This window comes from Amycolatopsis sp. NPDC045836 (genome assembly GCF_056431745.1).
The window spans coordinates 246,558-269,027 of sequence record NZ_JBWKKF010000003.1; the positions used below are offsets into that span (position 1 = coordinate 246,558).

Here is a 22,470-nt window from a genome sequence, read left to right on the forward strand (position 1 = left end):
AGGTCAGAGGCGCAGTTCGGCGGCGGTGTAGTCGTACAACCGGCAGCCCCGGCGGCGCTTGGCGTCCAGCGTGCCGTACCCGTAGGACAACTGCGCGATGCCCTTGGCCGGAGCCAGCTCGGCCGGCTGGTAGAACATGCAGGAGAAGTAGCCGTAGTCCGAATTCGGCTCCCCGTAGGCGGTTCCGGTGAGCATCACCGTCCACTCGGGACCGTCCTGGATGAACAGGCTGTAGCTGACCAGCCGGTCGCCGTCGTGCACGGTGAAGATCGTGATGTCCTCGGGGGCGACGTGCTCGCGGATCATGTCGATGATCGCCGCCTGCGCGGCCTCGTTGACCGACCCGTCGTACTTCGCGATGAGCCGGCACCGCAGGTCCAGCAGTTCGGGCTCGTCGTCGGCTAGCCCCACCCGGGTGCCGGTGACCAGGCCGCGCTCACGCATCCGGTTCAGCTCGCGCTTGACCTCGTCACGATGCTTCTTGGGCAGCGACTTCAGATAACCCGGGAAGTCCGCCCAGGTCACCGGCATGTCGCAGCGCTGCCCCATGTGCGCGGTGGCGAAACCGGCCTCGCCCAGCGCGGCGACCAGCGGATCGGCGTTCGGCATCAGGTACAGCGCGGTGATCGAGGCGACGCCTTCGGCTTTCGCCCAGGCCACCAGCTGCTCGGTGTACTCCCGCAACGCACCCGGCTCGGCGGCTTCCGCGCCGACCGGGAACGCGCCGTAGTACGGGTACATCAGCATCAGGCACGGGTAGACCGCGCCCGGGTCCAGCTCCCGCGGCCACGGGTGGTCGTCCGGGGTGAACAGGCCGAGGTCGGTGGTGCGGCCGGTGAGGATGTGCCACGGGTCCCGCCTCGGCACCTCGGCCGGGGCGGGCAGCACGGCACCGCCCATCGCGACCCGGCACCTGCCGTCCGCGTCCCGCAGCGCGAAGGTGTGGTACGGCCCGGGGAACCACGACTGGCCGAAGTTGATCCACCGGGCCCGGCCGATCGCCGGGGCGTTCCCGGCCGCGGTGTCCCAGTCCCCGGGCAGGCCGGGGGTGACCTCGAAACCCATCAGGCGTTCACCACGTACGCGCTCAGGTCCTGCGGCACCAGGCCGTGGCGCATCTTGAACTCGCCGTTGCGCCTGCCCGCCTCCAGCACGGGCATGCCGAGTTCGTAGCCGAGGCGCATGAACGAGCCCCACATCAGGTAGTACGGGCTGAACGACAGCTTGGTCTCGCGGTCGTAACCGAGGGCCCACGCGTGCAGCCGGGTCGAGTCGGTGAACAGGATGGCGAAGCCGAGCAGCTTGTCTTCCAGGGTGATCTCGATGATCCGCGCGTTCGGCGTCTCGGCGAGGAACTTGGCCAGCTTCTCGGCGTCGTAGTAGCCCGCCGAACCGACCCGCACCATGGTGACCTCGAGCAGGTTCAGCTTCTCGACGTCCTCGTTCGGTGAAGCCATCCGGTGCACGATCTTCACGCCCGCCTCGGTGGCGCGGCGCCAGTGCCGGTTGTACTCCCGCCGGTCGGCGGACTTGATCGAATCGAGCACCCCCTGCTCGCTGCCGTACTTGGCCAGGTCGAGCCAGTACCGCGTGTCCAGGTGGACGCCTTCGACCCCGGCCGCGGTCAGCGCCTCGGCGCTGGGGGAACCGTTGGCCACGTTGATGAACCCCGTGCGGCTGAGGTTCAGCGAGCGCGCCACCTCCCGCATCGCGTCGAGCAGTTCGGTGGCGATCTCCGGCGTCACCTGCTTCGCCGCCAGCCGGGCGTCGGAGCAGTGCCAGACGTTGCTCAGCAGGGCGAACTCGCCCTTGGGCAGGCCGAGCGCACCCAGCGGGTCGCCCTGGACGAAGCAGGGCGCGAACGCCACCACCTCGTCGTCCCCGTCGAGCAGTTCGATGTAGTGGCAACCGTGCACCGGCTGGATCGGGAACCGCTCGTAGGCGCGCATGAACTCGATCGAGTAGTTCACGTTCGCCCCGGAGGCCGCCACCACGGCCTCGGTGCCCGCGCTCAGGTCGTCGACGCTGCGCACGACCCGCCGTCGGTAGCGGTCAGAAGGTGCCGAAGTACTCACGGTGCTCCCATTCGGTTACCACGTCTTCCTGGGTGGGTTCCACCTTAGCCAGCCACTGCACGAAGCGTGTCCACTCGCTCGCTTTCAGCGCCAGCAGGCAGCGGTGCAGTTCCGGGCCGAGCGCGGAACGGTAGAACTCGCTGTCGGCGAAGGCCGCCATCGCCTCGCCGAGATCGGCCGGGAGGGCGTCGGCGGCGGGGCCGTGCGGGTCGGCCGCCCGCGGGCCGGGGTCGAGGCCGCGGTCGAGGCCGTCGATCCCCGCGCTCACCTGCGCGGTCAGGTAGAGGTACGGATTGGCCGTCGGTTCCCCGATGCGGTTCTCGATGTGGCTGCCCGGATCGCCGGGGGCGCCGAGCACCCGCAGGAAGGCACCGCGGTTCTCGGTGCACCAGGCGACGCGGTCCGGGGAGAGCGAGAAGCCGTCCTGCATGCGCCGGTAACCGTTGACCGTCGGCACGCACAGCAGGCTGGCCGCCTTGGCGTGGTCGAGCAGGCCGCCCAGGTAGGCCATGCCCGACGGCGAAAGCGGGGCACCACCCGGTTCGGCGGCGAACAGGTTCTCCCCGGTGGAGCGCCGGGCGAGCGACTGGTGCAGGTGCCAGCCGCTGGGGTCGAACCCGGGCAGCGCGGGCAGCGCCATGAACGAGGCGTGGTAACCCGCGCGGGCCAGCACCTGCTTGGTGACCGTGCGCAGCAGCAGCATCGCGTCGGCGGCGGCGAGGCCGGGCATCGGGTTCAGGGTCAGCTCGATCTGCCCCGGGCCCGACTCGTGTTCGATCCCGCGCAGCGGCAGGCCCAGCGCGGACAGCGCGCCGAGGACCGGGTCGAGCACCGGCATCACCGAGTCCAGCAGGAAGTCGGAGTTGAACTGGTAGCCGCCGTTGACCGCCTCCACCGTGAACGGCTCGCCCTGGACGCCGAAGCCGCCGACCCGCACCGGCCTGCCGCCGTCGGCGTGCCGGGTCAGGTACCACTCGACCTCCAGGCCGACCACGAACTCCAGGTCCCTGGCGGCCAGCGCGTCGAGTTGCCGTCGCAGCGCGGCCCGGCTCGACAGCGGGTGCGGGGTGCCGTCGCGCAGGTACTCGTCCCCGATCACCCAGCCGGTCGGCCTGCCGGTGTGCGGCAGCACCCGGAAGGTCGCCGGGTCGGGCACCACGATGAAGTCACCGGCCCCGGTCAGCTCGCCGACCCCGATGCCACCGCCCTCGGCGAAGAAGTCGATCGCCACCGCGTGCCCGGTGTCGAAGACGAACGGGCCGGGGCTGAAGTCCATGCCGTTGCGCAGCACCGAGGCGAACGCCGCGGCGCTGAGCACCTTGGACCGGGTGATGCCGTGCGGGTCGCCGTAGACCACCCGCACGAACTCCAGGTTCTTCAGCAGGGCCAGCACCTCGGCCGCGGCGGCGCGCTGGTCGTCGGTCCACAGGCCGTGGCGCTCGACGAAGTCGGCGCTACCGGTTGTCGAATTCACCAGTGTTTCGGTCACCGTCGCACCGCGTCCTTTCGGGGGCCACGGTCCCGCCATGGCCGGGTTTGCTCGAACAGTTCGGCCACGCGCAGCAGTTCGCCGTCGGCACCGTGCCGCGCGACGAGCTGCAGCCCGACCGGGTACCCCGCCGTCGTGGTGCCCGCCGGCACGGAGACCGCCGGGTGCCCGGTGAGGTTGAACGGGTAGGCGGCCCGGCACCAGGCCAGCCAGCCCAGGTCGTCACCGCCGGGATCGGGCCGCCACGCGTCGACGGGGAACGGCTCGATCCACACCGTGGGCATGGCCAGCACGTCGTACTCGGCGAACAACGCGTCGATCGCCTGGCGCAGCAGGGCCCGCCGGGACAACGCCGCCGCGAGCTCGGCCGCGGTCAGCGACCGGCCGTGCTCGACCACGCGCAACCGGTGCGGGTCGGACAACGCGTCGTCCGCGGGCGCCTGGCCCGCGTCGAACGCGGCGAGGATGGTGACCAGGTCCGGGTACGGATCGGCGAACGGTATGTCCACTTCGGACACGTCACCGAGGGCGGCGGCCGCCGCCCTGGCCACGCCCTCGGGTTCGGTGCCGCCGTCCGGCCAGCGCAGCCACGCCACCCTCGGCCGGTCCCCGAACGCGGGGCACGGCGGCAGGGGGGCCGACAGCGGGTCGGCCGGGTGCGGGCCGCTGATCACCTCGGCCACCAGGCGCGCCGTGGCCACGTCCCGGGTGATCGGCCCGATGTGCGACAGGCCCTCGGGGCTGACGGGGGCGTACGGCGCGCGGCCGAAGGTCGGCTTGAACCCGGCCACCCCGCAGAAGGCGGCCGGGACGCGGATCGAGCCCGCGCCGTCGGTGCCCAGCGCGGCGACGCCGATCCCGGCGGCGATCGAGGCCGCCGCTCCCCCGCTGGACCCACCGGCGCTGCGCCCGGGGTCCCACGGGTTGGCCGCGGGCGGCCCGAGCGGGTTGACCGTGCCCGCGCTCCAGCCGCCCTCGGAGGTCGTCGTCTTGCCGATCAGCACCGCACCCGCGCCCCGCAGCCGGGCGACCGCGGGAGCGTCCACCTCGGGCACCCAGTCCGCGGTGCGGACCGAACCGCGGGTGGTGCGCACCCCCGCCGTCGGCGTCAGGTCCTTGACCGACACGGGTACCCCGAGCAGCGGGCAGCCGTCCCAGGCGGCCGCGCCGAACTCGCGGATGCGGCGCTCGGCCGCGCGGGCCCGGTCCATGGCCAGCTCGGCGGTGACGGTCACGAACGCGTGCAACGACGCCGATTCCGCCTGCAACGCCAGCGTCGCCTCGGTGAACTCCGTCGGCCGGAGTTCACCTGTGGCGTACCACGCCCTGATCTCGGCCGCCGTGGCCCGCCGCAGCACCTCATCCATAGACGCGCCGGTACCAGTCCCTGCCGAAGTCGGTCACCACGGGCTCGTGGACCGACATGGCCTGGTAGAAACCACGCAGCACCTCACCGGCGGCGATGGCGCGGCGCAGGTCCGCCACGGTGAAGGTCGGCGCGCTGGCCCGCAGCAACCGCAGGTCGTAGATCCCGGGCAGCGCGCGGCCGTCGTAGGTGATGCCGAACGGGACGCGGATGGCGTAGCGCACGCCGAAGGCCACGTGCCCGGTGTGGTGCTGGTCCGACCACTGGGTCACGTCCGGCATCGTCGGGGCGAAGAACCAGTCGTCGCGGCCGGGTTCCCGCTCCACGATGCCGAGCGTGTGCGGCAGGTAGTGCCAGGTGTTGAACCGCATCCTGGCGCTGTAGGCGGCCAGCGTCTTCGACAGGTCCGCCGGCTCGTCGGTGAACCGGTCGACGAACGCCTTGCGCGGGGTGACGCAGCAGTAGAAGTCGCCGGTGCCGAGGTCGAGCGGGTCGGCGGAGCCGTGGTCGATCCGCAGCGGGTCGAACCGCTCGGGGCCGCGGCTCATCGACACGTCGGCGTAGAACGCCTCCGCGATCGCGGTGAGCAGCGCGTGCAGCGCGCCCTCGAACGCCGTGGTGTACGGCTCCGTGGCCGGGGCACCGAGCAGGCCCGACGCGTACTCCGTCCACAGTGGAGCGAGTTCGTCGATGTGCTCGGGCAGCTCGGCGCCGAGCACGTCGGCGAGGTGGCCGCGCAACCCGCGCGGCACGTCGGTGAGCAGCACCGGGGCCTCGGTCAGGTGCTCCACCTTGTGCAGGTTCAGCCCGTTGATCACGCGGTACGGCCGCAGGCCCGCGCTGGTCGCCTTGTCCCGCAGCCGCTGGCACTCCTGGGCCCGCGACTCCAGTTCCGCCAGGCTCGCCGCCGGCGCCTCCGGCACCGCCCCGCCGTAGGCCGCGATCCGCGAGGACAGGAAGTGGTCCACTGTGGATGGCGTGAGCTGGGCGCCGTTGAACTCCTCGGCGCGCACCGGCGGCCCGGAGGAGAGCACCGCGGTCAGGCACGCGACGAAGCAGGCGTCCTCCGGGGACCACTCGGCCACCTCGGTGGCGCGCAACTGGTTCAGCAGCGACTTCGGGTGCCCCGCGCCCATGGACTTGCCGGGCAGGTTGCCCTTGCCGAGGTTGGAGTACACCCGGTCGTTGGCGTGGATCAGCACGGGCGCCATGTGCAGCAGGCAGTACTCGATGTGGTCGACGCGTTCGAGCACCTGTTCCCGCGGCAGCGCCACGAGTTCGCGGTGCAGGCGGGCCAGGTCGGCGGCCGTGGCCGCGGCTTCGGCCGCCACCGCGGCCTTCACCCCGGCCTCGTCGACCCCGTCCCACCGCAGCGCACCGAGCCGGTGCAGGTCCACGGGGTGGGTGAGGCCGTCGAGCCGCACGGTCACCCGGCCGGTGCCGGTCAGCACCACCCGGTCCGGGCCGTCGGCGCCGACGTCCACGGTCAGCGATCCGGCGCGCACCAGGTCGAGCACGATCCGGTCGGCCGGGGTGACCGCCAGCAGCCCGACGTTCTCCTCGACTCGGCCGTCCAGGGTGAGGGCGGCTTCGACGAGCTTGCTGCCGTCGTTCGCCATGCGCGCGCGGTCGGCGGCGTCGGCGACGAGATCGGCGAATCCTTCGGATCTCAGGGAGGGCATGGGAGTCCTCTCGAAAGGGGGGTAGGGGAGGTGCGGATCAGCCGGGGTTGCCGCCGACCCGGGTGAGGAAGGAGATCCCGGCGACGGCGCGCTGGGCCGCCGCCAGCGCTTCGTCGGCGTTGCCCGCGGTGCACCGCGCGGACGCGGGCCGCGAATAGGAACTGATCAGGCCGTCGAACACCGTTCCGGGCTGGACGGCGATGCCGATCACGGCCCCGGTGTCCGGCGGCTGGGTGACCTCCACCAGTTCGCCACCCGGCGGCGGGGTGGCGAACCAGATCGCCGCGGCCTTCCCCGGCCGCGGCTCGGCCAGGGTGGACCGGACGCCCGGCAGCACCTTCTGGCCGATGGACTGGCGCAGCTGGACGTCGATCAGGTCGACGCCGACCGCTTCGTGGACGAGCTCCCAGATCTCGTCCCCGCCCATCCGCACGTGGGTTTCCACGACCCGCGGGCCGTCCCCGGTGAGGATGAGTTCGGTGTGCGTCGCCCCGGTCCGCACGCCGATCGCGTCGAGCACCCGCACGGTGAGTTCGGCGCACCGCCGCCGGACGTCCTCGGGCAGCGGGGCCGGGACCACGTGCCCGAGTTCGACGCGGGTGACCGGATCGGTGACCTTGGCGGTCACCGCGAGCACCACGTGCTCGCCGTCCTCGGACAGCGCCTCGACGCTGTACTCGGGGCCGTCCAGGTACGCCTCGGCGAACACCCCGAGGCGGCGCAGCCACCCGTGCTCGGAGGCGGTGTCCGCCCGGGTGAACGCGGCCTCGAGCCCGGCTTCTTCGTGCACGACGGTCACCCCGAAGCTGGCCAGGCCGCCGACCGGCTTGACCACGACCGGGAAGCCGTGCCGCTTGGCGAAGTTCAGCAGCGCGTCGACGTCCGGCACCACTTCCGCGGGGGTTTCGTCGATCCCCGCCTCGGCCAGGCGGCGGCGCATCGCGTCCTTGTGGTGGGCCAGCCGCACGGTTTCCACGCTGTGCGTGGCCACGCCCAGCGCCTCGCCGACGGCCGCCGCCCGGTCCTGGTCGTGCTCGCCGAGGGTGGCGATGTGGGTGACCGGGTCGGCGCGGTGCACCACCTCGGCCAGCCCCACGCACTCCTCGGTGCTCAGCTCGGCACCGAGCACCAGCAGGCGGGTGTGGTGCTCCGGCTCGACGAGCCGGTGCAGGTGGTCGGGCCGGCACACCAGCGTGGTGCGCACCCCTTCTTCGAGGGCGCGGATGCGGCCGGGCAGATCGCCGTTCCCGCTGCCGAAAACCATGACGTGCTTGGTCATGCCGGTGCCTTCTCGTCTTCCGGTTGGTGGGCGTACCCGCGTACCGCGACCGACGTGGCCACGGCCGCCAGGACGAACAGCGCGGTGATCACCAGCACGCCCGGCAGCCCCCACGGCAGCACGAGCGCGGTCATCAGCACCGGGCCCGCGATCTGCTGGCCGGTGTAGCCGAGGCTGAACAGGCTCAGGTACTGAGCGCGCTTCTCGGGGTCGGACAACAGGAACGACAGCTCCCAGCCGGCGACCGCGTGCAGGTTCTCGCCCACGGTCAGCAGCACCACCGCGGCGGCGAGCAGGGCGATCAGCTGCCACTTGGCGCCGTCGTCGGCGACGCCGAGCAGCACGCCGGCGACCGCCAGCGCCACCACCGACCACCGCAGCATCCGCATCGCGCTGCGCACGCCCCTGACGTACTTGGACACGTGCACCTGCAGCAGCACGGTGATCACGGTGTTGAGCACCAGCAGGATGGAGCTGGCCGTCGGGGAGAGCCCGGCTCGCTTGACCACCCACAGCGGGATGAGGATGAACAACATCGAGTCGTGCATCATCAGCACCGCGTTGGCCACCGCGACGGTGATGAAGCGCCCGTCCCGGTACACCGACTTGGCGCGCTTCTCCCGGACCGGGGCCGCGGCGTCCTTGTTCACCGCTCCCCTGGTCGCGCGGACGGTGACCACGGCGGCGAGGGCGAAAGCCGCCCCGCAGACCACGAACAGCGCCAGGTACCCGGCCTGCTTCTGCAGCAGCTGCACCACGCTGGCGACCAGGAAGCCCAGCGCCAGGCCGATGTTGTTCACCGTCCGCATCGACGCCATGGTCCGGGTGCGGTCCTGCTCGCCCTCCAGCTGCCCGATCAGCACCTGCAGCAGCGGCAGCGCGGCCCGGCTGGCCATGGTGAACACGCAGGTGACCACCAGGTAGCGCCAGTAGCCGTCGGCCAGCGCGTAGGCGGCCACCCCCGCACCGCGCACGGCGAGCAGCACGATGTACACCCGCGTCACGCCGAGCCGCCGCGTCAGCCGCGCCACCGGCATCGGGACCAGCAGCCCGCACACGTTCGCGACCGCCAGCGCCACCCCGACCGAGGTCTCCGGGATGTGGATGTACTGGACGAAGTACAGCGTCGCGACCGCCAGGTACACCCCGGTGGCCACGGCGTCGATGAGCGCGCCCAGCGCCAGCACCCGGCCGCGGTGGCTGTGCGGCAGCAGCGCCTTCAGCATCGCGCACCGGCCGCGTGGACGAAGGCTTTGAACAATGCCGAATCCTCGCCCGCCTCGGGGTGCCACTGCACGCCGACGACGAACTCGTGCCCTTCGTGCAGCAGGCTCTCCACGCCGCCGTCGCGGCACCAGCCGGTGGCGGTCAGGCCCGCACCCAGCCGGTCGACGCCCTGGTGGTGGTAGCAGCGCACCTCGGCCGAGCCGCCCAGCACGCTGCCGGGCAGCCGCTCCGGGTCCAGCTCGACCGGCACCGGGCCGAACCGGCTGCCCTCTGGCTGGTGCTCGGCGCGGCCGATGTCCTGCTGCAGGGTGCCGCCGCAGACCACGTTCAGCAGCTGCATCCCCCGGCAGACGCCGAGGAAGGGCACCTCGGCTTCGAGCGCGGCACGGGTCAGCGCGATCTCCCACTCGTCACGGCGGGGTTCCGCCTCCCCGGCACCCGCCCGGCCGGCCCCGTAGTGCGCCGGGTCGATGTCCGGGCCGCCGACCAGCAGCAGGCCGTCGAGCCACGCCACGAGGTCGCGGGCCTCGGCTTCGCCGCCGTCGGGCGGCAGCAGCACCGGGAGCCCGCCCGCGACCGCGATCGGGTCGAGGAAACCCCGCGGCACCAGGGAAGCGCGCCGGTGCCACCCGCGCCAGGAAGCCTGCTCCTGGTAGGTGGTGACGCCGATCCGCGGGGCCCGCCGGGCCGGTACTCCGGCGCTCATCGGATCAGCGCGTCCAGGGTCCAGGCGGAGTTGTGCTGGGTGAACCCGATGTGCGGGTAGTAGTCCACCGCCGCGGGCGCCGAGAGCAGCACGAGCTTGGCACGCGGGTGGGCGTGCCGGGTGGCCTCGATCAGGTCCCGGCCGATGCCCTGCCGCTGGAACTCCACGTCCACCGCGATGTCCGAGAGGTAGGTGACGTACGCGCCGTCGGTGATCGACCTGGCGATGCCGACCATCCGGTCCTCGACCCTGGCCACCACCACGAGGTTGGCGTTGCGGACCATGTCGGTGAACCGCTCGGTGTCCTCGATCGGCCGGCGCTCGCCGAGGGTGGACGCCCGGTAGAGCGCGGTCACCTCGTCGACGTCGAGGGTTTTGCCGTCGACGATTTCACACTTCCACATCGAACTTCTTCTCCAATCGTTCCCGCAGCAGGTGCGCCCGGGTGAGGAACCGTTCCGGCCGGAACTGGTCGTCGGTGGTGGGCACGGCACGGGCGGCGAGCGTCTCGCGCAGGTGCGTGCCGGTCTCGGCGGTCTCGGTCGCGGCGGCCTGCACCACGCGGTACGCCTGCTCCCGGTCCATTCCGCCTTCGACGAGGTCGAGCAGGACGTCGGCGCTGTAGATCAGCCCCCGCGTGGATTCGAGGTTGGCCAGCATCCGGTCCGGGTGCACGACCAGGCCGTCGACGATCTCCGCGGCCTTGGTCACCTGGTAGTGCGCGATGGTGAACGCGTCCGGGAACACCACGCGCTCGACCGGTGAATGCGCCAGGTCCCGTTCGTGCCAGAGGGCCACGCTTTCGTAAGCGGCGTCGGCGTAGGCACGCAGCAGCCGGGCCAGGCCGCAGATCCGTTCGCTGGAGGTCGGATTGCGCTTGTGCGGCATCGCGCTCGACCCCTGGTACGCACTCGTCCTCGGCTCCTCGACCTCACGGACTTCGGTGCGCTGCAGCAACCTCAGTTCCAGGCCGAGTTGTTCGACCACCGCACCGAGCACGGCGAGCGCGCTGAGCAGTTCGGCGTGCCGGTCCCTGGCCACCACCTGGCTGGGGATCGGCTCGATGCCCAGGCCCAGTTCGGCGCACACCATCTCCTCGACCCGGGGATCGATCTTGGAGTAGGTGCCGACGGGCCCGGAGATCGTGCCCACCGCCACCGAGGCACGGGCCGCGGTCAGCCGGGTCAGGCACCGGTCCACCGCACTGGCGTGCAGGGCCAGCTTCTGGCCGAAGGTGGTCGGCTCGGCGTGGATGCCGTGCGTGCGCGCGACGCACACCGAGTCCCAGTGCTCCGCCGACCGGCGGACCAGCGCGTCCCGCAGGCCCGTCGCGGCTTCGAGCACCAGGTCGCACGACCGGGCCATGGTGTGCCCGAGCGCGGTGTCGACCAGGTCGTAACTGGTCATCCCGTGGTGCACCCACCGGCCGTGCCCGCCGGGGATGGTTTCGGTGTAGGCCTCCAGGAACGCCAGGATCTCGTGGTCCCTGGTCGCTTCGCACTCGCGCACCCGCTCCGGGGTGGGCACGGTGCCCTGTTCGATGGCGGCGAGCGCCTCGCGCGGCACCACGCCGATGGCGGCCTGCGCGCGGCTCGCCAGGACCTCCACGTGCACCCACGAGGCGAACTTGGCCTCGTCGGTCCACAGGTCCCGCATCGGGGGCAGGCTGTAGCGCTCGATCATTCGGGTCGACGCCCCCACAGCACCAGGCTGCGCAGGTTCCCGGTCAGCGGGCCGCGGGCCAGGTCGGCGTCGAGCGCGGCGAGACCGGAGGTGAATTCCTCGTCGCTGATCAGGTGCAGGCAGGAATAGGACTTGTCCCGGAACCGGCTCGATTCAGTCAATTCGTATTCGCTTTCGACGACCCGCTCGTAGAGGTCGGCGAACCCGGCCAGGGCGAGATCACCCGCCAGTCGCGGGATCGGGTGGTAGCGGCCCGCTTCCGCGTCGATGATGCCGGGGAAGTACTTGGCGATCGGGAACCGGTTCCGGATGATCCAGTCGGAATCGGTCACCGTGACGAAGTAACCCCCCGGCTTGAGCGCGGTGAACGCGCGCTTGAAGTATTCGAGCGGTTCGGTGACGTAGTGGATCATGTCCACGGACATCACCAGGTCGAAGGTGCCCGCCGGGAAATCCAGTTCCTGCGCGTACCCCTGGCGCAGGTCCAGGTTCGCGGGCTGGGTCCTGGCCACCGCCAGCATCTCCTCCGACGGCTCCACGCCGTGGCCCCGCGCGCCGGTCTGGCGGCAGAGCTCGGTGATGTGGTTCGCGGTCCCACAGCCCACTTCCAGCACCGAGTGGTCGGCGGTGACGCCCGCGCGGTGCACGATGTGCTCGACCAGACCGGGGTAGGTGCGGCGGTGGCGCGCGTACTCGGTCGCGAGGTCGTCGTAGTTGAGCGTGGTCACGAGTCCTTCTTTCCGGTTGAAACGCCGTCTGACAGAACAGTTCGTGCTTGTTCGACGTACCAGCACACGTAGGTGAACGTGGCCAGCCAGGCCTGCGGGGTGCGCAGGGAGCGCGGGTACTTGAGCCACCCCAGCAGCGCGGAGGCGGCACCGAGGAGGAGCCGGGCGGTGGTGCGGGTCCGCGGCTCGGGGTGCGGGAGGTCGCGCAGCATCCGCTCGGTGAGCGCGCGCACGTTTTCCGGCAGGGACAGGGGAAGGCGCAGCGAGGTCAGGTCGAGCACCCCGCCGGCGGGCCGGATTCCGGCGTCCACCAGCGTTTCCGTGGTCCCGGTTTCGAGGGCGCGCAGGATCGCGGCCATCGGGAACACCCCGTGCAGCAGGGTGGAGAAGTCGTACACCGGGTCGCCGTAACCGACGTCGGGCCGGTCCCGGTCCTCCCACACCGTGCGCGGGTCGATCAGCAGCGGGCTGCCGTCGGCCCGCAGGAGCATGTTGGCGGCGTAGATGTCGCCGTGCACGGCGCTTCCGCCGCCGGGCAGCAGGTCCGGGACGTGGCGGTCCAGCCAGGACACCGCGGCGTCGAACCCGGGCAGCCGCGTGCCGTCCGGCAGGTCGATCGCGGCGGCGAGCACGTCGGCCAGCGGCACCTCCGGGAACAGCGCGCCGAAGGTGCCGGTGAAGTCGGCCCGCTCACGCAGCACGTGGTACCGCTCGCGGTAGAGGTAGTCGGCCACGGTCGGCCGCTGCGTCTTGGCGGTCAGCCGGTACCAGGCGCTCACCTGGTCCAGGTGCGGTTCGAGCAGGTCGAGCGCCTTCGCGTCCAGGGTGGTCCTGGCGTCGTCGGTGAACAGCGAGGCCAGCGGCATCGGCGTGCCCGCCTCCATCAGGCTCACCGCCTGCGTGCCCTCCCGGTGCAGCCCGAGCACTTCGGGGAACAGGGCGCGCCTGCCTTCCCCGGCCAGCAAGGCGTTCACCGAGCAGGCGAAGTCGACCTCCCCCGTGATCGCCGCCGCGTCACCGATCTTGGCGACCACCTCGGCACCGTCCACAGTGAACTGGACGACACCGCGTGAGTCCGACCCCGGTTTGTGCATGGTGGTGAATTCGGGACGTGCCACGGCTCCCGACCACTCGCGCAGGCGCGACTGCTCCACCCGGGTGAGGACCACGGCCACGTGCTCCGCCGGATTCCCGTTGAGCGGCAACCAGGTGCCGTGCGCGCTTCCACCGAGCAGCAGCGTCCCGGTGCCGGTGGCGTGGTCGCGGACCAGCACCGCGCAGCCGAAGCGGCGCAGGCGTTCGGCCTGCTCGGGCGCGGGTTCGACACCGCGGAAAACCACCGCCGGGACCGCGGGGTCCAGTTCGGGCTCGGTTCTCGCGAGTTCCGCGTACACCTCGGCCAGTTCACCGGCACCGAGCCGGCGTGAATGAGCGCGCACTTCACCTTCGACGATTGTCATGGACCCCAGTAACTCCCGACCCCGGCGGCCGCCCGCCCTGCTCGTGCGCCCGCCTCCAGGCACGGGCGCGCCAGTGCCGTTCATCGGCACTTAACCCCAGTGTCGCCAGTATGACGTTTTCAGTTACGCCAACGGACCAAGTTCCACCGAATCGCCCTGCACATGACTCCGATCGGCCGTACCGGATTCGCGTGGTTCCCCCGAACGGATTACGGTACGAGTGCGGATGGGCCGAATTCGGACATGATGTTCGAACTGGACCTGCTCTACCGTACAGCGGTCGAATGCGAAAGCTCTGATCGTATGAAATCGATCAAAGGGGCGATTTTCAGCCGCGTGCCTCCGGAAGACCCCGCTCCGCCCAGACCGCTTTCGTAGGCGAAAATGACCAACTGTGCCCTCGAACGCGGTCGAAGCCAGTGCTGGTACCGGGCCCGGTCGGCGTCCAGCGGTTCCGGCTCCTCCGCGGCCACCGCGGTGAGCAGGTCGCGGACCGCCGCCACCGCGTCCGGCGTGACCCACCGCGGCACCCCGGCTCGGAGGCGGGCTCGTGCCACCGCGGCCGCGGCGCATCGATCCGGTCCGCGGCCAGGGCGAGGTACCTGGCGAAGGAAGCCCCGTCCGCCAGCCCGCGGAGCATCGACGGCCAGGACCACCGGTTGGCCGGCCGGTAGCGGTTCAGCAGCCCGAGGCTGCCGAACGGCCGGGCCCCGGCCGGCGACCAGGCGTTGACCGGGATCCGGCCGAACAGCTCGTCGCCGCCGAAACCGGTCAGGTGCACGGTGGCGCCCTCGGCCACCGCCCGGCGGGCGAGGTCGTGGACGTGGGCGAGACCGCCGGCGGCCTGGTAGCCGAAGCCGAACAGGGTCTCCCCGCGGTCCGTGGGCAGGGTGTGGTGCCCGGCTCCGGGGAGGTGCGCGGCAGCCCGGTGCGCCCACGCGGTGTCCTCGTTGGCCGCGTCCGGTGGAGCCGCGTGGCGGGTGACGAGATCGGCTCCGGTGGCCGCGGCGAGGAAGCACAGGCCGGTGGAGTCCAGGCCGCCGGACAGGCCGCGCCCAGCGTCCGGCCGGGTCCGCCCCGGGTGGCCAGCGACTCGGCGAGCGCAGACCGCAGGGCCGCCGCTCCTTCGGCCGGCGAACGGGTTTCCGGCGGGAGTTCCCACCAGCGCACCCGGTTCGCCCGGCCGTCGGCGGTCGGGCGGAGCCAGTACCCGGTCCGCAGCGGGGTGATGCCCCGGCGCACCGGGAGCTCGGCGTCAGGGCCGCAGCCCGCATCCCCCTCGAGATCGGCGACGCCTCCGGATTCAAGTCCTCCGGCCACCTCGCCGCCTACGCCGGCATCGCTCCGGTCACTGACCGTTCCGGCACCTCGATCAAGGGCGAGCACCCCGCACGCACCGGCAACCGGAAACTCGAACGCGTTCTTCCTCGCCGCGCTCGCCGCCCTGCACGACCCCACCAGCCACACCTACTACGACCGCGAACGAACCGAAGGCAAGGAGCACCACGCCGCCCTCATTGACAAGATCCAGGCCCCCCGCCACCCGCCCGCCGGGACCGTGGCCGCCGAGGCCGTTGCGGACCGGCGGCGGAGGCTCTACGGTAGGCAAAACTAGAACAGGTTGCAGTTTTGCCCGGCGGGCCGGATCGAGGAGCGCAGATGGCGAAGAGGGCACCGCGCGGCGTCGAGGCCGACTACCTGGTCGTCGGGTCCGGCAGCTCGGGAGCGGCGATCGCGGGCCGCCTGGCGCAGTCGGGGGCGACCGTCATCGTGCTCGAAGCCGGCCGCACCGATGAGAAGCTGATGGTCCGCAAGCCGGGGCTGGTCGGCCCCATGCACGCGGTGCCCCAGCTCAAGAAACCCTTCGACTGGGGCTTCTACTCGGTCCCGCAGAAGCACGCGCTGGACCGGAGGATGCCGGTGCCGCGCGGCAGGGTGGTCGGCGGCTCCAGCTCGATCAACGGCATGGTCTACGTCCGCGGCAACCGGGCCAACTTCGACTCCTGGGCCGCCGAGGGCAACGCCGGCTGGGACGCCGACAGCGTCAACGCCGCGTACAAGCGGATGGAGGACTTCGAGGACGGCGAGAACGCGTTCCGGGGCGCGGGCGGGCCGATCCGGATCACCCGGAACAAGGCCCCGCAGGAGGGTTCGCTGCGCTTCGTGCAGGCCACCGCGGACACCATCGGCTGCCGGGTCCTCGACGACTACAACGCCGAGTCGCAGGAGGGCGTCAGCCGGATGCAGCAGAACGCCGCCGGCGGCCTGCGCTACAGCGCGTCACGCGGGTACCTCCACCACCTCGCTCCCCCGACGCTGGAACTGCAGTCCGGGGTGCTGGTGCGGAAGGTGCTCATCGAGCACGGGCGCGCGGCCGGGGTCGAGGTGACCGACGCCGACGGCACCCGGCGGACGCTGCGGGCGGGCAAGGAGGTCATCCTCTCCGCCGGATTCGTCGGTTCCGCGCAGCTGCTCATGCTGTCCGGCATCGGCCACGCCGAGCACCTGCGGGGCCACGGCATCGACGTGGTCGCGGACCTGCCGGTCGGCGACAACCTGCACGACCACATGTTCCACGCGCTGACCTTCCACGCCACCTCCAGCCGCAACACCGGCACGCCGCCGTACTTCGCCCGCGGCCTGGCCAGGGAACTGCTCCGGCCCGGCACCACCTTCCTGGCGAACTCGGTGTTCGAGGCGGTCGCCTTCCTCCGCACCTCCCAGGCCGGCGCGGTGCCCGACCTGCAACTGCACCTGCTGCCGTGGGCCTACGTCTCCCCCAACCAGGACGCGCCGATCCGGCACGACGTGGACAAGCGGACCGCGCTCACCGTGCTGGCCACGCTGATCTACCCGAAGAGCCGCGGCACGCTGCGGCTCGCCTCGGCGGACCCGGCGGCGCCCCCGCTGATCGACCCGCAGTACCTGGCCGATCCGGCCGACCTCGAGGTGCTCGCCGAGGGCTCGGAGATGGTGCGCGAGATCTTCGCCTCCGGTGCGTTCGGGGGCACGATCAAGGAGGAGATCCACCCGGGTGAGCGCCTGCGCGGCCAGGACCTGCGCGACGCCATCCTCAACCGCGCCACCTCGGTGTACCACGGCGTCGGCACCTGCCGGATGGGCGTGGACGAACTCGCCGTCGTCGGCCCCGACCTGAAGGTCCGCGGCGTCGAGGGGCTGCGGGTCTGCGACGCCTCGATCATGCCGTCGATCACCGGCGGCAACACCAACGCGCCCTGCATCATGATCGGCGAGATGGGCGCGCAGCTCGTGCTCGCCGGCGACCACTGACCGGGAGAGGACCATGACCGCCACCCCGCTCGCGCTCACCCGCCCGGCGTCGGCCACCGAAGCGCTGCTGCGGCAACTCGTCGCCAGGGTGCCCGGTTCGACCGGGGCCACCTGGCAGCTCACCGAGGTCTACACCGGTGAAACGCTGGTCGAGCTGCCGCAGTCGGCACCGGCCGACATCGAGCAGGCGTTCACCGTGGCGCGGGCCGCGCAGCGGAAGTGGGCGGCCACCCCGCTCAAGCAGCGGCTGGCGGTGTTCAAGCGGGCCCACGGGCTCTTCGTCGACCGCGCGCCGGTCGTGGCCGACCTCATCCAGGTCGAGAGCGGCAAGAACCGGCGGATGGCCATCGAGGAGACCTGCGACCCGGCCATGGTGATGAGCCACTACCTGCGCCGGGCGGCCAAGCTGCTGGCCCCGGTCCGGCGCGGCGGGCCGGTGCCGCTGCTGACCAGCTCGACCGAGATCCGGCAGCCCAAGGGCGTGGTCGGCATCATCGCGCCGTGGAACTTCCCGTTCGCCACCGGCATCTCCGACGCGGTGCCCGCGTTGATGGCAGGCAACGCGGTCGTGCTCAAACCCGACAACAAGACCGCGCTGTCCCCGCTCTACGGCATCGAGCTGCTGGAAGAGGCCGGGCTGCCGGGGGGTCTGTTCCAGGTGGTCTGCGGGGAGGGCCCGGATGTCGGCCCGACGCTGATCGACCAGGCCGACTACGTGATGTTCACCGGGTCCACCGCCACCGGCCGGGTGATCGGCGAACGCGCGGGCCGCAACCTCATCGGCTGCTGCCTCGAACTCGGCGGCAAGAACCCGATGATCGTGCTCGACGACGCCGATCTGGCCGAAGCGGTGGAGGGCGCCGTTTTCGGGGCGTTCGGCAACACCGGGCAGATCTGCATGCACATCGAGCGGATCTATCTGCCGGAATCGCGGTACGACGAGTTCAAAAACGCGTTCGTGGCCCGAACCCGCTCGCTCGACGTGCGTGCCGCGTATGATTTCGGGCCGGATATGGGTTCACTGGTTTCGGTCGACCACCTGAACCGCGTCAGATCACACGTCGAGGACGCCGTCGCCCGGGGCGCCACGGTGCTCTGCGGGGGCAAAGCCCGGCCCGACCTCGGCCCGGCTTTTTTCGAACCGACCATTCTCGAAGGCGTCACGAAGGACATGCTCTGCGGGGTCACCGAAACGTTCGGGCCGGTGGTCGCCCTGCACGGGTACCGGACCGTCGACGAGGCGATCGAGTTGGCCAACGACACCGACTACGGCCTCAACGCCTCGGTGTGGAGCGGTGATCTGCGCGCCGCCTCCGCCGTCGCCGACCGGCTGGAATCCGGCAACGTCAACATCAACGACATCCTGGCCACCGCCTACGCCGCCAAGGGCACCCCGTCGGGTGGGGTGAAGAACTCCGGCGTCGGTGCCCGGCACGGTGACCAGGGCCTGCTGAAGTACACCGACGTGCAGAACCGGGCGGTGCTCAAGAAGCAGGTGATGGGCGCGAAACCGGGACAGGACTACGAAAAGTACGTCAAGGGCATGCTGTCGGGGTTGAAGCTGATGCGGAAACTGCGCGTTCGCTGAGCACCGGTGCGATACTGGCGCCCGTGACCTGGTCGGCTTTCGGCGGCTTCCTGCTCGCGATCACCGTGGGCGCGATGGTGCCCGGCCCCACGACCGCGCTGGTGATCCGGCGCGCGGCCATCGGCGGGGCCCGCGCCGTGCTCCCGGTGGTGCTCGGCATCGAAGCGGGCCTGCTGGCCTGGGCGCTGGCCGCCGCCGCGGGCGTGGCCGCGCTGGTGGCGGCCAGTGAAGCCGCGTACACCGTGCTGCGGGTCGCCGGGGCCGTCGTGCTGCTGGTGCTGGGGGTGCAGGCCTGGCTGGCCTCCCGGCGCACCGCCGGCGCCCTGCCGGTGGACGAGGCCGCGGTACGGCAGGACTGGCGCCGGGCCGCGGTTTCGGGGCTGCTGACCAATCTGGTGAACCCGAAGGTCGCGGTGTTCATGTTCGCCTTCTACCCGCAGTTCATCCCGCCCGGTGCCGACGTGCTGGCGGCGACGCTGCCGCTGGCCCTGCTCCAGGTCCTCATCGACGGTGGGTGGTACCTGCTGATCGCCACCTTCGTGGGCATGGCGCGGAAGTTCTTCGCCCGTGACCGGGTGCGGCGGAACCTGGAACGGGTGACCGGCACCGTCCTCATCGCGTTGGGCCTGCGCCTGGCCTTCGAACGAGCCTGACCCCGAGCGGCGTTCACCCCGGCCGGCGACTCGCCCTCGGCGAACCCCTCCAGCCAGGCACGGCGCGGTCCGGTCGGCAGCGAAGCCGAACGGCCCCGTGACACTCAGCGGAAAGCCGGTTCCACCAGCCGAACCGGCGCCCCGCCCACCATCCGCGCCACCCCCGCCGGGCTCGGGTCCTCCAGCAACCGTTCCACGTCGACCCGAACACCGAATTGCCGTTCCGTCCCAGCCAGCAGCGCCGCCAGCGCCAGCGAATCACCGCCCTCGGCGAAGAAGTCCGAATCGGCCTTCACCGCGGCGGCCGGAACCCGCAGGCACTCGGCGAAGAGGTGGATCAGCCAGTCGACCGCATCCGTGGATTCGACCGGCCGCGCCGGGGCAACGGTCTCCGCGGCGGACCGGTCGAATCGCCGCTTGCCGGTGCCGGTGCGCGGGAGTTCGGCGACCACGGTGAGCCGGGCGGGCACCATGGCCGAGTGCAGGTGCGCGGCCAGGTGTTCCCGCACCGCCCGCTCGGTGAAGTCGTGGCCGGCCGGGACGACCAGCGCCGCCAGGCGGCCGTCTTCGGCGATCACCACGGCCTCGGCCACCCCGGGCGCGGCACCCAGCGTCCGCTCGATCTCGTCCAGTTCCACGCGCTGGCCCCGGATCTTCACCTGCCGGTCGGTCCGGCCGAGGAACTCCAGCGAGCCCGACGGCTGCCACCGCCCGACGTCACCGGTCCGGTAGAGCAGTTCACCCGGCCGCCCGAACGGGTCCGGCGCGAACTTGGCCTCCATCAGCTCGGGACGGGACAGGTACCGGCCCACGCCGGCCCCGCCGACGCAGATCTCCCCCGGCACGCCGACGCCGACCGGCCGCAGCCGCTCGTCGAGCACGTAGACGCGCTTGTTCGGGATCGGCCGCCCGATCGGCGGCGTCTCGCCGGGCACGCATTCGTGCCAGGTCGCCCACACCGCGGTCTCGGCGGGACCGTAGAGGTTCAGGAACCGGCGGCCCGGCCGGTGCCAGCGGGTGACCGTGGCGGCGGGCAGCCGCTCCCCCGCGGCCATCGCCAGCCGCAGGTGCGGCAGGTCGGCGCCGGGCAGCGCGGCCCACACCGACGGGGTCAGCTGCACCGCGGTGATCTGGCGGTCGCGCAGCAGCCGGAGCAGCGGTGGCCCCACGGTCAGTTCGGGTCCGCGTGCCAATTCCAGGGTGGCGCCGGCGGTCAGCGCCATCACCAGGTCGGACACGCAGCCGTCGAAGTTGGGCGAGAAGAACTGCAGCAGCCGGTCGGCCGGGGTCAGGCGCAGCACCCGCCGCTGGGCCAGGTGCAGGTTGACCACGGCCAGGTGCGGGATCAGGATGCCCTTCGGCCGCCCGGTGGTGCCGCTGGTGAACACGGCGTACGCGGTGTTGCCACCGGTGGTGCCGGTGACCGGGGGCAGCGGGGACCGCCCGGTGGTGTCCGGGACCAGCACCGGCGTGGACAGCCCGGCCCCGTGCAACCGGGTGGCCGTCCGCGCGTCGGCGAGCACCAGTTCCGCCGAGGCCTCGTGCAGCGTGTGCCGCAGCCGCTCGATCGGCGAATCGGGGGCGGCGAGCAGGAAGGCGCCACCCGCCTTGGCCACCGCCAGCACCGAGACGACGAACCCGGCCGAGCGCTCCATCACCACCGCGACCACGGACTCCGGCTGCACGTGGTGCGTGCGCAGGGTCCTGGCCAGCGCGTTGGCCCGCTCGTCCAGTTCGGCGTAACCGCACTCGCCGTCGCTGTCGCGCACGGCGACCGCGTTCGGCGTGGTCCGGGCCCACCGCTCGACGGGCTGGTGCCAGCAAGCGAACTCGCTCGCCGGGGTTTCGTTGTCGTCGACGCGTGCCAACAGCAGCGTGCTGTCCACTTCGGACTGTTCCGGGCGCTCGCCGGAGGACACGCGCAGGCGCACCTTCGACGGCGCCCTGGTGTTGGCGTGCGTGCCCCACACCACCGCGTCGGGCCCCGGCGCGGTTTCGTAGTGCGGATAGCGCTCCAGGAAGCCGAGGACGGCCCAGCGGGCGGCCTGCTCGGCGTACGGCGCGCCGGCGCAGTAGTGCCTGCCGAAACCGAAGCCGAGGTGCCGCGCACCGCGGCGGGTGATGTCCAGGGTGTGCGGCTCGTCGAACACCGCCGGGTCGAGGTTCGCCGCGCCCAGGTGCACCAGCACGCTCTGGCCCGCCCGCAGCCGCGCTCCGGCCAGTTCGACGTCGGCGGTGACCTGCCGGGCGACGTACTGGCTGGACCCGTCGAGCCGCATGAACTCGTCGATCGCCGAATCGATCAGCCCGGGGTCCTCGCGCAGGGCCCGCTGCTGCTCGGGATACCGCTCCAGCAGCAGGAGGCCGCCTGCCACCAGCTGGGTCAGCGTCTGGTAACCACCACCGGCCAGCACCACGCAGTTCGCCGCCAGGACGTGCAGCCGCCGGTCGAGTTCGGCGTCGTCGAGGTCGAGGCCCGCCAGCGGTCCGGCCAGTGCGCCGATCAGGTCGTCGGCAGGCTCGGCCAGCCGGGCCCGGAGCTGCGCGGTGAACACCGCCATCGCTTCCCGCAGCACCGGCACCACCGCGCCGTCGCGGACGTCGGGCAGCGAGGACAGGCTGCCCAGCAGGCGTTCGTAGCCTTCGGCCCACTGCCCGAGCCGTTCCCGCTCCCCCGGCAGGCCGAGCAGGTGGGCCACCAGCGCCGCGGGCAGCGGGCCGGCCAGCCCGGCGACCAGGTCGATCTCCCCCTGCTCCGGCAACTGGCCGAGGATGCCGTGCACCAGCTCGCGGACCTCGTCGTCGCGGGCGCGGACCTTGGCCGCGGTGAACTGCTCGCGCAGCGGTGCACGCAGTCCGGTGTGCGAGGGCGGATCGGCGAACAGCATCTGCTCGGCGACCATGGCCGCGAGTTCGGCACCCGGCCCGAGGCCGCGTTCGGCGAGTTCACCGCGCTGCCGCCCGCGCGCGGAGGAAAAATGCCGGAAATCGCCGAGTATCTGCGCGGCCTCGCGATAACCGGAACACACCCAGAGCTGACCCACTTCGTCGAAGAAGAGCGGACCGAGTTCGCGGATCGCCTCAACGTACCCGCGTGGATCGGCGATCGTTGCGGGCCGGTCGAGCTGGTGGATTCCGTGCCTTCTCCGGTCGTAGTCGCTCATCGGCTCGCTGGTCCTCCTGGTTCCGGCGCGTGGTGGGGCGGAAGGGAGTTCCGGGACCGGCAACGCTGACAGGAGCGGC

17 protein-coding genes and 1 pseudogene are annotated in these 22,470 nt (G+C 71.9%); 4 read left to right on the top strand and 14 right to left on the bottom strand.

The window, feature by feature from the left end:
• Positions 1–3 precede the first annotated feature (3 nt).
• The 13 genes from AC07EG_RS06040 to AC07EG_RS06100 all read right to left on the bottom strand — a co-directional run bounded on the left by AC07EG_RS06040 (position 4) and on the right by AC07EG_RS06100 (position 14,857).
• Positions 4–1,065 (bottom strand): GNAT family N-acetyltransferase, encoded by a 1,062-nt coding sequence (locus tag AC07EG_RS06040; RefSeq protein ID WP_478251909.1) that lies wholly within the window; start codon positions 1,063–1,065, stop codon positions 4–6.
• Positions 1,065–2,033: a GNAT family N-acetyltransferase gene (locus tag AC07EG_RS06045; protein WP_478251910.1), complete on the bottom strand. Its 969-nt coding sequence runs from the start codon at positions 2,031–2,033 to the stop codon at positions 1,065–1,067. The genes AC07EG_RS06040 and AC07EG_RS06045 overlap by 1 nt, the downstream gene beginning before the upstream one ends.
• A 19-nt stretch (positions 2,034–2,052) precedes the next feature.
• The gene (locus AC07EG_RS06050) at positions 2,053–3,564 is read right to left on the bottom strand and encodes a glutamine synthetase family protein (protein ID WP_478251911.1); all 1,512 of its coding nucleotides are present in this window, start codon (positions 3,562–3,564) and stop codon (positions 2,053–2,055) included.
• Positions 3,561–4,931: an amidase gene (locus AC07EG_RS06055; protein ID WP_478251912.1), complete on the bottom strand. Its 1,371-nt coding sequence runs from the start codon at positions 4,929–4,931 to the stop codon at positions 3,561–3,563. Before AC07EG_RS06055 ends, AC07EG_RS06050 begins: the two co-directional genes overlap by 4 nt.
• Positions 4,924–6,612: a YceB family lipoprotein gene (locus AC07EG_RS06060; RefSeq protein WP_478251913.1), complete on the bottom strand. Its 1,689-nt coding sequence runs from the start codon at positions 6,610–6,612 to the stop codon at positions 4,924–4,926. Before AC07EG_RS06060 ends, AC07EG_RS06055 begins: the two co-directional genes overlap by 8 nt.
• Before the next feature lie 37 nt (positions 6,613–6,649).
• Complete coding sequence (locus AC07EG_RS06065; RefSeq protein ID WP_478251914.1) at positions 6,650–7,891, bottom strand: ATP-grasp domain-containing protein; 1,242 nt, start codon at positions 7,889–7,891, stop codon at positions 6,650–6,652.
• Positions 7,888–9,117, bottom strand: coding sequence for an MFS transporter (locus AC07EG_RS06070; RefSeq protein WP_478251915.1), 1,230 nt, complete (start codon positions 9,115–9,117; stop codon positions 7,888–7,890). The genes AC07EG_RS06065 and AC07EG_RS06070 overlap by 4 nt, the downstream gene beginning before the upstream one ends.
• The gene (locus AC07EG_RS06075) at positions 9,111–9,824 is read right to left on the bottom strand and encodes a gamma-glutamyl-gamma-aminobutyrate hydrolase family protein (RefSeq protein ID WP_478251916.1); all 714 of its coding nucleotides are present in this window, start codon (positions 9,822–9,824) and stop codon (positions 9,111–9,113) included. The genes AC07EG_RS06070 and AC07EG_RS06075 overlap by 7 nt, the downstream gene beginning before the upstream one ends.
• Positions 9,821–10,228 carry a GNAT family N-acetyltransferase gene (locus tag AC07EG_RS06080; protein ID WP_478251917.1) on the bottom strand — a complete coding sequence of 136 codons (408 nt, stop codon included), beginning with the start codon at positions 10,226–10,228 and terminating at the stop codon, positions 9,821–9,823. The genes AC07EG_RS06075 and AC07EG_RS06080 overlap by 4 nt, the downstream gene beginning before the upstream one ends.
• The gene (gene purB, locus AC07EG_RS06085; protein WP_478251918.1) at positions 10,215–11,480 is read right to left on the bottom strand and encodes an adenylosuccinate lyase; all 1,266 of its coding nucleotides are present in this window, start codon (positions 11,478–11,480) and stop codon (positions 10,215–10,217) included. Before purB ends, AC07EG_RS06080 begins: the two co-directional genes overlap by 14 nt.
• A gap of 23 nt (positions 11,481–11,503) precedes the next feature.
• On the bottom strand, positions 11,504–12,235 hold the full coding sequence (locus AC07EG_RS06090) for a class I SAM-dependent methyltransferase (RefSeq protein ID WP_478251919.1): 732 nt from the start codon (positions 12,233–12,235) through the stop codon (positions 11,504–11,506).
• Positions 12,232–13,695, bottom strand: coding sequence for a phosphotransferase family protein (locus AC07EG_RS06095; RefSeq protein WP_478251920.1), 1,464 nt, complete (start codon positions 13,693–13,695; stop codon positions 12,232–12,234). The genes AC07EG_RS06090 and AC07EG_RS06095 overlap by 4 nt, the downstream gene beginning before the upstream one ends.
• Positions 13,696–14,023: 328 nt before the next feature.
• Entirely contained in the window at positions 14,024–14,857 is an 834-nt protein-coding gene (locus AC07EG_RS06100) for an asparagine synthase-related protein (protein ID WP_478251921.1), read from the bottom strand.
• An 86-nt stretch (positions 14,858–14,943) separates the two neighbouring features.
• On the opposite strand from AC07EG_RS06100, the pseudogene AC07EG_RS06105 reads away from it, so the two are divergent.
• The 4 genes and pseudogenes from AC07EG_RS06105 to AC07EG_RS06120 form a co-directional block, all read left to right on the top strand.
• Positions 14,944–15,214 (top strand): annotated as a pseudogene (locus tag AC07EG_RS06105) (transposase); the annotation flags it as partial.
• Positions 15,215–15,354: 140 nt separating this feature from the next.
• Positions 15,355–16,986, top strand: coding sequence for a GMC family oxidoreductase (locus AC07EG_RS06110; RefSeq protein WP_478251922.1), 1,632 nt, complete (start codon positions 15,355–15,357; stop codon positions 16,984–16,986).
• A gap of 13 nt (positions 16,987–16,999) precedes the next feature.
• Positions 17,000–18,574 carry a succinic semialdehyde dehydrogenase gene (locus tag AC07EG_RS06115; protein WP_478251923.1) on the top strand — a complete coding sequence of 525 codons (1,575 nt, stop codon included), beginning with the start codon at positions 17,000–17,002 and terminating at the stop codon, positions 18,572–18,574.
• A 23-nt stretch (positions 18,575–18,597) separates the two neighbouring features.
• Positions 18,598–19,227, top strand: coding sequence for a LysE family translocator (locus tag AC07EG_RS06120; RefSeq protein WP_478251924.1), 630 nt, complete (start codon positions 18,598–18,600; stop codon positions 19,225–19,227).
• A gap of 104 nt (positions 19,228–19,331) precedes the next feature.
• On the opposite strand, the gene AC07EG_RS06125 is transcribed toward AC07EG_RS06120, so the two are convergent.
• Positions 19,332–22,391 (bottom strand): amino acid adenylation domain-containing protein, encoded by a 3,060-nt coding sequence (locus tag AC07EG_RS06125; protein WP_478251925.1) that lies wholly within the window; start codon positions 22,389–22,391, stop codon positions 19,332–19,334.
• Between the last annotated feature and the right edge of the window lie 79 nt (positions 22,392–22,470).